The 14,411-nt window shown below is 30.1% G+C and carries 14 protein-coding genes, 1 tRNA gene, 2 rRNA genes, 1 other RNA gene and 1 other annotated feature; of the genes, 2 read left to right on the top strand and 16 right to left on the bottom strand.

Going from position 1 to position 14,411, the window contains the following annotated elements; translation table 11 throughout:
- Positions 1-440: 440 nt before the first annotated feature.
- Positions 441-1,886, top strand: coding sequence for a Na+/H+ antiporter NhaC (gene nhaC / locus BS62_RS14675; protein ID WP_496492015.1), 1,446 nt, complete (start codon positions 441-443; stop codon positions 1,884-1,886).
- Positions 1,887-1,947: 61 nt separating this feature from the next.
- On the opposite strand, the gene BS62_RS14670 is transcribed toward nhaC, so the two are convergent.
- Together BS62_RS14670 and BS62_RS14665 are read right to left on the bottom strand one after the other, a co-directional pair.
- Positions 1,948-3,213, bottom strand: coding sequence for an MFS transporter (locus BS62_RS14670; RefSeq protein ID WP_496492014.1), 1,266 nt, complete (start codon positions 3,211-3,213; stop codon positions 1,948-1,950).
- Positions 3,214-3,357: 144 nt separating this feature from the next.
- On the bottom strand, positions 3,358-3,588 hold the full coding sequence (locus BS62_RS14665; RefSeq protein WP_496492013.1) for a glutaredoxin family protein: 231 nt from the start codon (positions 3,586-3,588) through the stop codon (positions 3,358-3,360).
- Positions 3,589-3,794: 206 nt separating this feature from the next.
- Between BS62_RS14665 and BS62_RS14660 the strand changes: the two genes are divergently transcribed.
- On the top strand, positions 3,795-4,997 hold the full coding sequence (locus BS62_RS14660; RefSeq protein ID WP_496492012.1) for an MGDG synthase family glycosyltransferase: 1,203 nt from the start codon (positions 3,795-3,797) through the stop codon (positions 4,995-4,997).
- A gap of 57 nt (positions 4,998-5,054) precedes the next feature.
- Here the strand turns inward: BS62_RS14660 and BS62_RS14655 are convergent, their stop codons facing one another.
- The 14 genes from BS62_RS14655 to BS62_RS14590 form a co-directional block, all read right to left on the bottom strand.
- A complete protein-coding gene (locus BS62_RS14655; protein ID WP_496492011.1) occupies positions 5,055-5,285 on the bottom strand; it encodes a hypothetical protein in 231 nt (76 codons plus the stop codon).
- A 236-nt stretch (positions 5,286-5,521) separates the two neighbouring features.
- Entirely contained in the window at positions 5,522-6,121 is a 600-nt protein-coding gene (gene recR, locus BS62_RS14650; protein WP_496492016.1) for a recombination mediator RecR, read from the bottom strand.
- Positions 6,122-6,130: 9 nt separating this feature from the next.
- Complete coding sequence (locus BS62_RS14645) at positions 6,131-6,475, bottom strand: YbaB/EbfC family nucleoid-associated protein (protein WP_496492010.1); 345 nt, start codon at positions 6,473-6,475, stop codon at positions 6,131-6,133.
- A gap of 64 nt (positions 6,476-6,539) precedes the next feature.
- Complete coding sequence (gene dnaX, locus BS62_RS14640) at positions 6,540-8,168, bottom strand: DNA polymerase III subunit gamma/tau (RefSeq protein ID WP_496492009.1); 1,629 nt, start codon at positions 8,166-8,168, stop codon at positions 6,540-6,542.
- A 110-nt stretch (positions 8,169-8,278) separates the two neighbouring features.
- Positions 8,279-8,543, bottom strand: an RNA gene (gene ffs, locus BS62_RS14635) — signal recognition particle sRNA large type.
- Positions 8,544-8,563: 20 nt separating this feature from the next.
- Positions 8,564-8,657 (bottom strand) — tRNA-Ser (locus BS62_RS14630).
- 3 nt (positions 8,658-8,660) lie between these two features.
- Entirely contained in the window at positions 8,661-9,113 is a 453-nt protein-coding gene (locus BS62_RS14625; protein WP_496492008.1) for a nucleoside deaminase, read from the bottom strand.
- A gap of 162 nt (positions 9,114-9,275) precedes the next feature.
- Positions 9,276-10,553, bottom strand: coding sequence for a serine--tRNA ligase (gene serS / locus BS62_RS14620; RefSeq protein ID WP_496492007.1), 1,278 nt, complete (start codon positions 10,551-10,553; stop codon positions 9,276-9,278).
- Between the two features lie 62 nt (positions 10,554-10,615).
- Positions 10,616-10,833, bottom strand: a binding site (T-box leader).
- A gap of 82 nt (positions 10,834-10,915) precedes the next feature.
- The gene (locus BS62_RS14615; RefSeq protein ID WP_496492006.1) at positions 10,916-11,791 is read right to left on the bottom strand and encodes a mechanosensitive ion channel family protein; all 876 of its coding nucleotides are present in this window, start codon (positions 11,789-11,791) and stop codon (positions 10,916-10,918) included.
- Between the two features lie 140 nt (positions 11,792-11,931).
- Positions 11,932-12,930: a PTS sugar transporter subunit IIC gene (locus tag BS62_RS14610; protein ID WP_496492005.1), complete on the bottom strand. Its 999-nt coding sequence runs from the start codon at positions 12,928-12,930 to the stop codon at positions 11,932-11,934.
- 66 nt (positions 12,931-12,996) lie between these two features.
- On the bottom strand, positions 12,997-13,512 hold the full coding sequence (locus BS62_RS14605) for a transcription repressor NadR (RefSeq protein WP_496492004.1): 516 nt from the start codon (positions 13,510-13,512) through the stop codon (positions 12,997-12,999).
- A 253-nt stretch (positions 13,513-13,765) separates the two neighbouring features.
- Positions 13,766-13,990 (bottom strand): hypothetical protein, encoded by a 225-nt coding sequence (locus BS62_RS14600; RefSeq protein WP_496492003.1) that lies wholly within the window; start codon positions 13,988-13,990, stop codon positions 13,766-13,768.
- Between the two features lie 95 nt (positions 13,991-14,085).
- Positions 14,086-14,202: ribosomal RNA gene (gene rrf, locus BS62_RS14595) — 5S ribosomal RNA — on the bottom strand.
- A gap of 46 nt (positions 14,203-14,248) precedes the next feature.
- Positions 14,249-14,411: ribosomal RNA gene (locus BS62_RS14590) — 23S ribosomal RNA — on the bottom strand; the annotation flags it as partial.

The raw sequence follows: 14,411 nt of genomic DNA, 5'->3' as shown, positions 1-14,411 counted from the left end.
CACGCCGCCAGCGTTCATCCTGAGCCAGGATCAAACTCTCATGATAAACTTGGCATTACTTTATAAATAAATGGTGTGTTAATTGACCTACTGTTTAATTTTCAAAGTTCATTTTTTCTTCGCCCTTTTCTTAAGGACAAGTAATAATATATCATGCATATGATTTTGAGTCAATATATTTTTTAATTTTTATTTTGATTTTTTGCAACTTAATTTTATAAAGTATATCCTTTCTCATATTATCTTATTTTATTCTCCTAATTATTAAGTTTTTTGTTTTTGTTATTTTCTATTTTTTCAAAATAATTGTTCAATTCATCTCTGTATTGTTGTATAATTAAATAAGTATAAAAAAGTGTAACACATATATTTATAATAAATTTCTGGCTCTAGCATAAATTTATTATAAATATAAATCTAAAATCTAGGGGGTATTATTTATGGGTAGTAATCCAAAGATTCAAAGAAAGGCAAACCTGTTAGAAGCTCTAATCCCTATTATTTCATTAATAGCGTTTTTAGCTGTAGCTATTTTTAAGTATGAAGCTTCTCCACACATTCCACTAATTCTTGGTGCAATAGTAGCTGCTTTAGTTGCTACAACAAGATTAGGATTTACATGGGGAGAACTTGAAGAGGGAATACTTAAAACAATTAATATGGCAATGCAAGCAATTCTTATACTTATGATAGTAGGTGCATTAATAGGAACTTGGATAGTTAGTGGTATAGTTCCAGCTATGATTTACTGGGGACTTAATATACTATCACCAGGAATATTCTTAGTTGCTACAACTATTATATGTTGTATAGTTTCTTTAGCAACAGGTTCTTCTTGGACCACGGCTGGTACTGTTGGTATAGCTTTAATTGGTATAGGCCAAGGTCTTGGGATACCTGCTCCTGTTGTTGCTGGTGCTATAATATCAGGTGCTTATTTCGGAGATAAAATGTCTCCATTATCAGATACAACTAACTTAGCTCCTGCAATGGCTGGTGCCACATTGTTTGATCACGTAAGACATATGATATTTACTACAGGTCCAGCTTTAATAATATCGCTAATTATATATGCTGTAATGGGTATGAAATATGCAGGTCAAGCTCTTGATACTGCCCAAATAGAGTTAATAAGAACTACATTAATGGGTGGATTCAATACTCTTACTCCTATTTTATTTATAGCTCCTGTAGCTGTTATAACTATGGTTGTTCTAAAGGTTCCAGCTGTACCTGGTCTTATAGCAGGTGCGCTATTAGGTGCAATATTTGCTGGAGTTTTCCAAGGTACTTCTTTAGGAGATATAATAAACGCTGCTCACTATGGATATGTTTCTGAAACTGGAATAGCTGCTGTTGATGACTTATTAAGCCGTGGTGGATTAGATAGTATGATGTGGACAGTTTCTCTTATATTATGTGCATTAACTCTTGGCGGTATACTAGAGAAAACTGGTATGTTAGAAGCTATAGCAGCTAGTATATTAAAATTCGCTAAAGGCACATTTGGTTTAGTTGCTGCTACTTTATTCTCTTGTACATTTACAAACATAGTTACAGGAGAACAATATTTATCTATAGTTATACCAGGAAGAATGTATAAAGATGAATTTAGAAAACGTGGACTTCATCCTAAAAACTTATCTAGATGTTTAGAAGATAGTGGTACATTAACATCACCATTAATACCATGGAATACATGTGGTGCATATATGTTTGCTACACTAGGTGTTGCTCCACTAGCTTATTTACCATATGCATTCCTTAACTTAATAAATCCTTTAGTTTCTTTATTCTATGGAGCTACGGGAATAACAATGGAGAAACTTTCTCCTGAAGAAATGGCTGAGGTTGAAAAAGAATTTAACTTAGCTCCTTCTAAATAAGGCATAATATATAATATAAAAATGCTCCTATACTAAATAACGTATAGGAGCATTTTTATATTTATGCAATGTTTTTACAATTTGTTTCCTTTATAGCCAATGATGCTATTAAAGATATAGATACGAATACTATAGCAACTACAAAGGCTTTTTGATATGTTTGTTGAATGCTTAGGGTATTAGAGTATAAATCTATGATTTTACCCATAAAAGGAGGTAGTATAGATGATCCTAGAAATCCTCCCATGTTTACAATAGATGTAGAAATACCAGCTACCTTTGAATCATTAACTTCTTTTCCACAGGGCCAAGATAGTACAAATGATGATGTGCTAAATCCTATTATAAACATTATTACTAGAAGTAAATTTTTATCTATATTCCCAAATACTAGTACAAACCAACAAATAAGAGATATTAAATTAAATATTACTATAGGGAGCTTCCTTTTTCCTAATTTATCAGATATCTTTCCCATAATTATACTTCCTATTGCTACCCCAATTAGTGCTATTGTTATATAGTTAGAACTTTGTATATCGGTCATTTTATATACATCCTTTAAATAACTCATACCCCATCCACCTGTAAGTCCAACAAAAGCTCCATACATTCCAGCAAACAATATGAATGGAGGCCATGTATATTTATTTTTACATACCTTAATAAATGAATCCTTTATATTTATTTTTTCTGTTGTATTTTTCTTATTTAATGAAGTCCATCCCTTATCTTCAGGACTATTCCTAGTTATTATATAAGTTATGACTCCTAGTATTATGGATATTAATCCTATTAATATAAAGGTATTTCTCCAATTTAATATAGATACTAAAAATACTAATGGTGCTTGTGCTATTATAGCTCCTAAATTTCCAACAAATGATGTTATTCCTACCATGGTAGCAAATTCATTAACATAAAACCAATTAGATATTACTTTAAGTATACACACATATATAACCGCTACTCCTGCCCCAACTAATAATCTCGCGATAAATGCAACTTGTATGTTAGGGGATAATCCAAATAGTATAGATCCTACTCCTCCTAATAAAATTCCTATAGTAACTGTTATTCTAGGACCTAATGAATCTGCTAATATTCCAGTAGGTATTTGCATTATCAAATAAGCATAAAAATAAGCTGATATAAGATTTCCAAAATCAACTGCAGATAAATTAAATACTTCTACTAAATCTGATTTTACTACTCCTACAGATAATCTTTGAAAAAAAACTACAATATAGCATAAACATAAAATCCCCCATACTAACCACCTATAACTTAATACCTTTTTGAAATCTTCACTATTTTTCTCTATCATGTTTTGGCCCCCCAAATAATTTTTGAATTTTTTAACTTTTCTTAATATATAGTATAATTTATATGAATTAATTTTTAAATATAAAAAATTAATTATATTTATCTATTTAAAAATAAAAAAGCCACATTAAATTGTGGCTTTAAATTATGATTCTAATAAGCTTTCTATCCTACCTTTATCAAATCCTATTACTTCTTCTCCTCCAATAATTATAACCGGAACAGACATATACCCCTTTTTCATTAAATCTTTTCTGTATTGAGGATTTTCCGATACATTATACTCTGAATATTCTATATTGTTTTCTTTGAAATAATCCTTTGCCATACTGCAGTATCCACATGAATTACTAGTATATATTTCTACTTTTTTCATTTACATTACCTCCCTTATTCATAATATTAATACCCTTTAAGTTTTGATATTAAACTTTTTAATATATTTTATTATATAAGTTAATATTAATTAATAATATAATAATTAATATCTAATTTTAATTATTTCCACTTTAACATAAATTATAGTAGAATTTAATTATAATATATTTTTCATAATATATATATTTGTAGGAGGTTTTAAATATGAGCAAAAAGGTATTAATTCTTTCTGCTTCAACTGGTGGTGGACATAATAGAGCTGCAAGAGCCATAAAGGAAGAAATAAATAAGAAAATAATAGATGGTAAGGAAATAGAATGCGAAATAATAGATAGTTTAAAGTTCGTACATAATATGATGGATAAAATAATATCTCAAGGATATGAAAAATCAGCATTATATACACCTAAGGTGTATGGGAAAGCTTATAGAATATCTGAATCAGATATAATATCTAAGCATGAGTTTAAGAATAATCCTTTAGCTGGCTTAATGGCTAGAAAGTTAGGCAAACTAATAGAATCTAAAAAACCTGATATACTTATAGGTACTCATCCTTTTCCTATGATAGCCCTATGTAGTATAAAAAAAGATAATTCACCATCAGAAAATAAGATAGCAAGTACTATAAAGAAAAATCTTAAATTATCATATGAAATAGAAGTACCACCTATGATATCTGTATTAACTGACTATACAACCCATTCTACCTGGATACAACAAGAAATAGACCATTATGTAGTTGGAGATGAATTTGTTAAGCAACTTCTTATAGAAGAGTTTGTTGACGAAAATAAAGTCCATACCTATGGTATACCTGTTGAAAAATCATTTTTAACTAACAGAGATAGACATACTGTTCTTAGCGAATTAAATCTTGATAAAGATAAGTTTACTATATTACTTATGGGTGGTAGCTTTGGAGCTGGTAATATAAAAGAAACGTTGATAGAACTTTTAGATATAGATAGAGATTTTCAAATAGTAGTTATATCTGGTAGAAATGAAGCTCTTAAAGAAAAAATTGATAAAAGTTTATTATCATATACTCATAATAAAAATGTATGCTCTTTAGGATTTACAGACAAAATGAATGATATTTTAGCATCTGTAGATATATTAATAACTAAACCAGGTGGACTTACTACCACAGAAGCCTTATTAAAAGGTATTCCAATGATAATACCTTATTGTATTCCTGGTCAAGAAGAGGAAAACCTCGACTTCTTATTAAATTGTGGAGCTGCCTTAAAGCCTACAAAAAAATATACTATACCTGTGCTTATAAAAACACTTATAGATGACCCTCATCGATTAAGTAGACTTAAAGAAAACATAGAATGTATGAAAAAATATAATTCTGCAGAAAAGATAGCAGATTTAGTCCTAGATGAATTAACTAAATAAAAATTTATTTTTTAATTAAAAAACCAGCCCTAGGCTGGTTTTTTATCTATATTAATATTAATAATTAGGTTCATATAAGTCTTCTTCATAATCATATTGAAAATTCTTATGATTGTTTCTAAATTCGCTGCTTTTCACCTTAGTAACTTTAGCTTTTGGCTTCTTCTTATTTATAATTTCTATATCGGTATCCTCATCAATATACTTTTCTTTGTCCTTTGATTTTAACTTTTTGATTCTTTTTTCCTTTATAGCTTTATGCTCTTCAAAGTTCATACCAGCTTTCATTGTTACACCCCTAGTTTTAGATTTTAAGTATAAGATTAAATATACCACAAATTATACAATACAATTCTTCATACTTCAATAAGTGTTTTAAAAAATATTAAAGTATTTTTTTACAATAAAAAATTCGCTTTACTCATGTCACCAACGACCTTAAGGAACAGGTCCGCTGCTCAAGTTTATATGATGAAAATTAAAATTTCCTTAAATATAAAAAAGTCGAAGTATAAACTTCGACTTTATATTTCTCTTCTGTTTTCTAATGCCTTAGCTATAGTAACTTCATCTGCATATTCTATGTCTCCTCCTACAGGGAGTCCATGTGCTATTCTAGTTACTTTTATACCCATAGGCTTTATCAATCTAGATATATACATAGCTGTTGCCTCACCCTCAATTGTCGGGTTTGTAGCTATTATTATTTCTTTGACTTCTTGATTGCCTAATCTTTGTATAAGTTCTCTAACCTTTATCATATCAGGACCGACTCCGTCCATAGGAGATATAACTCCATGTAGTACATGATACTGACCTTTAAATTCCCTAACTCGCTCCATAGAAGCAACATCTCTAGGATCTTCTACTACACATATAGTATCTTCGTCTCTGCTCTTATTAGAACAAATACTACAAGGATCTTTGTCGGTTATATTATGACAATTAGAACAATACTTTATTTCTCTCTTAGCATCTACTATAGCTTTTGATAAAGCCTCTACATCATTAGTATTCATATTTATTACATGAAATGCTAATCTTTGAGCTGTTTTTCTTCCTACACCAGGAAGTTTAGAAAATTCTTCTATAAGTCTAGAAATTGGGCCAGAAAAACCTTGCATGAACATCACCTAAAACAATCCAGGCATGTTCATACCCCCTGTTAACTTGCTCATCTGAGAACTTGTCATCTCATCAATAGATCTTAAAGCTTCGTTAACAGCACTTAGAACCAAATCCTGAAGCATTTCTATGTCATCTGGATCTACTACTTCTGGTTTTATTGTAATATCAATAAGTTCTTTTTTACCATTTACCTTTACAGTAACAGCTCCACCACCAACAGATGCTTCTAATTCCTTAGATTCTAATTCTTTTTGTGCTTTTTGCATTTCTTCTTGCATCTTTTGAGCTTGTTTTAATAAATTATTCATATTTCCTCCAGGCATCATTCCTGGAAATCCTTTTTTAGCCATATGTAAAACCTCCTATTATATATTATTTAAATATTATATCATAATATTATATTATTTATTTATTTTACTTTTCCTCTAAAGATTCCTTAATATCTATTAAATCTTTAGGAAATATATTTTCTAATATATCTAACCCTTTATCTTTGTCTTCTTCTTTTTCATTTTCTTCAAAATTTATATCACTTGCTTGCGAATTTAATATTATCTTTATTTTAAACTTTCTATGAGATATGTTGCTTATAACATTCTCGATATATGTCAATGTATCATATGAACTTAACTTATTCTTAGCAAATGAGAATTTATCATCAAATATTATATATAATGTGTTGCCATTTATATTAAAGTCTTTAGCTTCTCTTAATAATGCTTGAATAGGCATTTGTTTATCTTTTTTAATTTGTTCTAATATGTTAGGCCATATTTTTTCTAATTGTTTTACATCCTCACTTTTTATTTCTTCATAATCGACAGAATACTCAGTAGAGCCTTCTATTTTTATTTCAATATTATCTTCAGCTTTAGAATTTGGAGTTAATTTAATTCCACTAGATATTATTTGTTCAAGTTTGGATATTCTTTTTATCAATCCTTCATTACTATCGTCATACATAGGTTGACATAGCTTCATTATACATACTTCTACTAAAACCCTAGGATTGGATGAATATCTTATATTATCTTGAGCTTCCGAAAGTACATTAAGTATCCTTATTATATCCTTTATATCAATTGGATTAGATTGATCCTTTAGTTGTTCTAAAGTTTCCTCTGGTAAAGATATTATTTCATCTAAATCCTTAGATACCTTACATACCATTAAGTTTCTAAAGTGATCTATTAAATCACTTATAAAATTCTTTATATCTTTTCCCCATATAACAAGTTCATTTAGCATTTCCAAACATGATTTTGTATCTTCATTAACTATATAGTTAGCTATTTTAAATAAATAATCTATATTAACTGTTCCAAGTAGCTCCACAACATCCTTGTATTGTATGCTGTTATCACTGAAGGATATGCACTGGTCAAGTATACTTAAGGCATCCCTCAGAGCTCCCTGTGAACTTCTAGCTATAAGGTTTAATGCCTTATCATCAGCCTCTATACCTATGTCACTGCATATAACCTTCATTCTATTTATCATATCACTTACTGTTACCCTCTTGAAGTCAAATCTTTGACATCTTGATAATATAGTTGCTGGTATTTTATGGGGTTCTGTAGTAGCAAGTATAAATATCACATATGATGGCGGTTCTTCTAGTGTTTTTAAAAGTGCATTAAATGCGCCTTGTGAAAGCATATGTACTTCATCTATTATGTATACTTTATATTTAGATTTTGTAGGAGTATATTTTACGTTCTCACGTATTTCTCTAATATCATCAACACTATTGTTAGATGCAGCATCTATTTCTATTACATCCATTGTATTATCAGCTAATATTTCCTTACATATGTCACAATTATTGCAAGGTTCTTCGTTTATACTATTAGGACAATTAACTGTTCTTGCAAATATCTTTGCTGTAGACGTTTTTCCAGTTCCTCTAGTACCACAAAATAAATATGCATGTCCTATTGTATTTGTCTGTATTTGGTTTTTAAGTGTTTTTATTATATGTTCTTGACCAACTACATCTTCAAATGTTTGAGGTCTATATGATCTATATAATGCCTTATGCATCTTTTTATCTCTCCTTAGTTTTTTGAATAACACTTTATATATTATATACTAAACTAAATAATATATAAAAAAAATCCCTATAAAGGGATTTTGTTTTTTTATATTAAATGCTGTGCACCATCCTTCGATCTAATGTCATAGGCGTTACCTAGGCAGTTAGCTCGACTTAGGCACTCCCACGGCACATGAGAGTGATCACTTACCGTTGCTTCCTTCCGGACCTGGCGGGGTTTGTGAGCTCTCATTGCGTGGGACCTAAGTGTCAACACCACTTACCTAGGGCGGCCCTACAACAGTTAGACCTCTAGATGGAATTCAACCCTGCTATAGCGGATTGCAGGTTACAGGGCACCGCTACCTCCCCGTCTAGCACAGCAAAATTACAACCTTGTTTATGGCGGAGAGAATGGGATTCGAACCCATGATACGACTCTTCACCGTATACTCACTTTCCAGGCGAGCGCCTTCGACCAACTCGACCATCTCTCCATATTATTTTCGCCTTAAATCTTTAAAAAACTTTTTTAATATATTAGAACATTGTTCTTCTAATATTCCTAAGGTTATTTCTATATTATTATTATTAAAATAATCGATTTTTTGATTTAGGTTATTTTCACTGTTTTTGTTTTTGATATGTTTTGTTCCTATTATTACTCTTTTTATTCTTGATTCTATTATCGCACCTGTACACATAATACAAGGTTCCATTGTTATATATATTGTGCAATTTACTAATCTCCAACCACCTAATATATTAGCAGCTTCTTTTATTGCTAAAATTTCAGCATGTGCAGTTGGATCTTTTAGGGTTTCTCTTAAATTATGAGCTCTAGATATTATTACATTATCTTTAACTATAATAGCCCCTATTGGTGTTTCATTTTTATCATAAGCTTTACTAGCTTCTTTTAATGCTTCATTCATATAATAAGAGTGTTCCATTTCTCCTCCTATAACTTATGACAAGTATTATATTATCATATCTAGATAAATAATTCAACTGAATTAACGTAGAATGTTTATACAAAAAAGTACATTTTTTCCTAAAATATTAAAAGAGCTTTAAATAGAAAGCTCTTTTAATACTATTTATATTTATATATTTTATTTATTTATAACTTCAACTCCACCCATATAAGGTCTTAATACTTCAGGAACTATGACAGATCCATCTGCTTGTTGATAATTTTCTAATATAGCAGCTACCGTTCTTCCTATTGCAACCCCAGATCCGTTTAATGTATGAACGTATTCAGCTTTAGATTTTTTATCTCTTTTAAATCTTATACCAGCTCTTCTAGCTTGGAAATCTTCAAAGTTTGAACAAGAAGATATCTCAACATATCTATTGTAGCTTGGCATCCATACTTCTATATCATACTTAAATGCAGCTGTAAATCCTAAATCACCTGTACATATTCTAACTACTCTGTATGGTATTCCTAGCATTTGTAATACAGTTTCTGCATCATTAGTTAATGTTTCTAATTCTTTGTATGAATCCTCTGGCTTTACAAACTTAACTAATTCTACTTTATTAAATTGATGTTGTCTTACAAGGCCTCTTGTATCTCTACCTGCTGATCCTGCTTCTGCTCTAAAGCATGGAGTATATGCACAATAATACATAGGTAACTTATCTCCATCCATTATCTCATCTGCATGTATATTCGTTACTGGAACTTCTGCTGTTGGAACTAAGAAGTATTCTAAACCTTCTAATTTAAACATATCTTCTTCAAACTTAGGAAGTTGACCTGTTCCTATAAAACTATTTCTATTTGCCATAAATGGTGGTAATACTTCAGTGTATCCATGCTTAGATGTATGAGTGTCTAAGAAGAAGTTCATTAAAGATCTTTCTAGTCTAGCACCTAAACCTCTATATAAAGTAAATCTTGATCCTGTTATTTTACCTGCTGTTTCAAAATCTAGTATTCCTAGGTTAGTTCCAACATCCCAGTGAGCTTTAGCTTCAAAGTCAAACTTAGTTGGTTCATTCCATGTTCTTACTTCTACGTTGTCATCATCTGTAGTTCCTTGTGGAACATCTGGATGTGGAACATTTGGTATTCTTAATAAATTATATTCCATTTCATTTTCAACTTTTCTAACTTGTTCATCTAACTCTTTTATTTTATCTGATAATTCTTTTAACCTAGCCTTAGCTTCACTTACATCTTTACCTTCTTTAATCATCATAGGTATTTTTTTAGATTCAGTATTAGATTCACTTTTCATTACTTCAACTTCTTGAAGTAAGTCTCTTCTTTTATTATCTAACTCAACTACTACATCTAGATCAAATTCTTTTTCGCCTCTTCTAGCCATAGCATTTTTTATTTCATCTAAGTTTTCTCTTATTCTTCTTATATCTAACATTTCTACTCCTCCTATTGTTTATCTTATGTATATTTTTGTATAAAAAAAGCCCTCGTCCCTATATAAGGGACGAAAGCTTACTCTTCCGCGTTGCCACCCTAGTTAATCATAAATATTATGATTCACCTCGTATCTGTAACGTAGATTTACGGCTAATCTTACTATTAGTTCCGACTAGCAGCTCAGGAATGGATTCGAAAATCATTGACGTGAGTTCGCACCAACCACTCACTCTCTGAAGACAAACATATCTCCTACTATTTTCCTTCATAGCTTTATAATTATTAATTCCTTGTTTGTTAATTATTATACTGATTAAGAAAACATTTTTCAAGTGTAATTTTTATATTTTTTATTATTATTTATATTTCATCATTGTTAGATTTCATTTCTTCTGCATTTTTATAATATATAACCCTATGTTGAAATGGTATTTCTACCCCATTTTCATCAAATTGTTTCTTAATTTTTTCCATTATTTCATAATATACATCCCAATAATCTTCAGTTTTTACCCAAGGTTTTGCAACTACTTGCATAGCATTATCGCCTAATGTATTAAGTCCTATTATTGGTTTTGGGTCATCTAATATCTTCGGCTCTGATTTAAATATTTTTTCTAATATATTTTTTACTTTTCTTATGTCTGTGTTATATGCTACATCAAATGCTAAATCTATTCTTCTTCGTTCTTGATGTGTATAATTTATTACATTATCGCTAGTCAAATTAAAATTAGGCACTACTATAGTTTTATTATCAGGTGTATTAAGTATTGTACTAAATATGTGTATATCTGAAACAGTACCTTCTACTCCTGAACCAAATATATAATCCCCTACTCTAAAAGGTTTAAAGAATAAAATTATTATTCCTGATGCTACATTTGATAAAGTTTCTTTAAATGCTAAACCTATTGCAAATCCTGCAGCACTCAGGACCGCTACAAATGATATAGTTGGTATACCTGCTATTCCTAAGCAAGTTATTATTAATGAAATTACACATAGGGTATATATAGCGTATACTATAAAATTTGTTATAGCTCTATCTGCACTTAGCTTCATTAAAAACTTTTTAGTTAAGCTTTTTATCCACCTGCAGACATATAGTCCTATCATAAATACAAAGATTGCATATATAATATTGGGACCATATGTTACAACATTATCCTTAAAATTCATCCACATTCGCTCTGTCATTCTTATTCCAGATATATTAATATTAGCAGATATCATTTATATTCCTCCTTCTTATCTATTTAATAAACTTATTTTTATAATAAATTATACATAATCAAAAAACTAAGGAACCTATGATTAACATAAGTTCCTTTTATTAATTATATTACTTTTTTATTATAATTTCTACATGTAACTTAATTTTCCAATTTCATGTCTCCATATCTTATATGACCTTTTTTTCTCATATATTCCGATATTATTAAGCTTAGTATAGCTGGTAAAATATATAATAGTATTACTATAGAAATCATTCCACTTTGACCCATAACAGATAATGTTTGAATTGGCCCAACTAATCCACTTGTTCCCATTCCTGCTCCAGTACTATTTGTTTTCATTTGAAATATTGTTGTACCTAATGGCCCCAATATAATACTAGCTAGTGTAGGAGGAATTAATATTAGCGGATTTTTTACTACATTAGGAAATTGAATTTTTGCTGTTCCTAGTCCTTGGGATATAAGTCCTCCTACTTTATTTTCTCTATATGATGCAACTGCAAATCCTATCATATGACAAGAACATCCTATAAGTGCCGCTCCAGCTGCCAATCCATCTAATCCTAGTCCTATGGCTAATGCTGCAGAACTTATTGGGGAAGTTAATACCAAGCCCATAATAGCTGATATTATAATCCCCATAGGTATTGGTCTTAGTTGTGTTGCTTTATTTATAAAGGCTCCTATAGCAGACATTAGATATGAAACCATAGGAGATATAAATATTCCTACTAGTCCTCCCACTAATATAACTACAGCTGGAATTATTATTATATCTACCTTAGTTTTGCCTGCTATTCTTCTTCCTAATTCTGCACTTATTAAAGATGCAACATAAGCTCCTACAGGTTCCCCTACTTTTATCATAGTTCCTGCTTCAGTTATATCTATACTCCCTCCTCCTATAGTAGCTGTTATAATCGAAGAAAATATAACAAGAGGTGGGCATCCTAAGGAATACGCTACACCTGCACCTATAGCTGGTGATATCATTACTTTTGCTACTTGGCCAAATTGAGATAATAGTGGTATATCAAATAAAGTTCCTATTTGTTGTAGTATAAGTCCAATTACTAAAGACGAAAATAATCCTAAAGCCATTCCATTTAATGTTTTTACAAAATAATTTTTCATTTTTTCCTCCCATGTATATACTATTGTCTTGTCACCTATTGTCAAAAAAATATATATTTGGTATTGCTATGTCAATAATATGTTCTTTTCTTTTAAAACTTTAATTATTTCATTAAAAGTATCCTCATCTTTAACTTCAATTGTATGTATATGGACTCCATTAGTTAAAGAAGATAATCCTGATGATTTAGTTTGTTTTAGCTTATATAGAAACTCTTCAATATCTCTTCTAGAAGAAATATTAAGCATACCCTTTATCTCGCCGTATATAGGATGTCCTACTGTTATATCTACTACTTTTCCACCCATATCTATTATTATTCTTAATTCGTCATCTATTTCTTCAATATTTTCATGATTTTTACAACTTATCATTTTTATTAATTTCTTATTATCCTTATACATTATGTATCCTTGAGGAGTAGCAAATATACTTAATCCTTTGGCCCTCAATATTGCAATATCCTGAACTATAACCTGCCTACTTACACTAAGCCTAGAAGCTAAATGTGACCCTTTAATGGGGTAATCACTATTCATTAATATATCTTCAAGTTCTTTTCTTCTTTTTAAAGTATCCACATATATCCTCCTATATTTATTTAAATATATAATATCAAAAAAGGATGTATTTTCCAATATTTATTAATAATTTATCATAATATAAGTTTTTTCTTAAAATAAAAAATTCGCTACGCTCATGTCGTCAACAACCTTGAGAAACAGATTTGTTGCTAAAGTGTATCAGTTAGATATTATAACTTATCCAAAGAACGGATAAATTATAATATCTTTGTAATTAAAAAAACTATGCATGCACATAGTTTTTAATAGATTATATCATATTTATAGAATTTACTCTTCTTATTTTACTTACATCCTTTATAAAATTATCGATATTAAATATATTACAATTTCTGTCTATATATAGAGTTATACTTATATCGTCATTTTCACTTGTATTTTGCTCTATTTTCTCTATGCATACTTCATTATTTTCTGCCAAAGTTATTATATCTGTTAGCATCCCCTTCTCACACTCTAGTACAAATCCCCTCATAAGTTTAATCCCCCTAGTTCATATTTATTTTCACCTTAAATAATATGTCTAGGTCGAAATTTTTATGAGTATATTTGTACATACAAAAAAAGACTACGCGGCTACGTCCTACTCTCCCAGGCAGCTTCCCACCAAGTACCATCGGCGCTAAAGAGCTTAACTTCTGTGTTCGGAATGGGAACAGGTGTATCCTCTTTGCTATAGTAACCACATAATCTTTAATTAGTGTTAACACACTAAAAACTAAACAGCATATTAATGGTCAAGTCCTCGACCTATTAGTATTCATAAGCTAAATCCATTACTGAACTTACACCTTGAACCTATCAACCAGGTAGTCTTCCTGGGGTCTTACCCTTACGGTGGGAAATCTTATCTCAAAGTCGGCTTCGCGCTTAGATGCTTTCAGCGCTTATCCATT

Source organism: Sporacetigenium mesophilum DSM 16796 (assembly GCF_059569055.1).
This window is presented reverse-complemented; position numbering and strand designations above follow the sequence as displayed.